Source organism: Knoellia aerolata DSM 18566, assembly GCF_000768695.1.
GTDB lineage: Bacteria > Actinomycetota > Actinomycetes > Actinomycetales > Dermatophilaceae > Knoellia > Knoellia aerolata.
The window spans coordinates 1-537 of sequence record NZ_AVPL01000170.1; the positions used below are offsets into that span (position 1 = coordinate 1).

The 537-nt window shown below is 66.1% G+C and carries 2 protein-coding genes; both read left to right on the forward strand.

Going from position 1 to position 537, the window contains the following annotated elements; all coding sequences use genetic code 11:
* The coding region (locus tag N801_RS22210) for a MotA/TolQ/ExbB proton channel family protein (RefSeq protein WP_035941062.1) at nucleotides 1-242 on the forward strand (242 nt) is incomplete at its 5' end.
* Nucleotides 243-306: 64 nt separating this feature from the next.
* Nucleotides 307-537, forward strand: a 231-nt coding sequence (locus tag N801_RS22215; protein ID WP_035941067.1) for a phospholipase D-like domain-containing protein, incomplete at its 3' end; no start/stop codon positions are given.

Consider the following 537-nt stretch of genomic DNA (forward strand, 5'->3'; position numbering starts at 1 on the left):
CCTCGGGGGTGTCCGAGCCGAGCCTGGTGTCGGCCGGGATGGGCACCGCGCTGTACGCCACTGGTCTCGGCATCGCCATCGCGCTGCTGTGCCTGGTGGCCAACAACTTCCTGCAGAGCCGCATGGAGCGCATCAACGAGCTGCTGAAGGTGCTGCTGATCCGCGCCGGTCAACCGGCCAGCCGCCCGGAGAGCGGCAGCGGCGAACAATGGGTTGACAGCGGGGCGCCGCGCTATGCCTAATGGCCATCCAGTACGGCGGCCGAGAGGCCGCCTTTATACGGCATTGTGGGGCGGTTGTTTGTTGATGTTGAGCCAGAGCGCTGCGGCGCGTTTTGCGATTCCCGGTTACGAGCTGGTGTATACCGCACCGGTAGAAACCGCGCTGCAGGCCGACGACCTGCGCAACACCGCCGAGGTGTGGCGCGAGATGTTCGACGCGGCGAAAACCCGCATCGACCTGGGGCAGTTTTACGTAGCGAATCAGGACGGTTCGCTGCTGGACGGCGTGCTGCAGCGCCTGAAGGCGGCCGGTGAG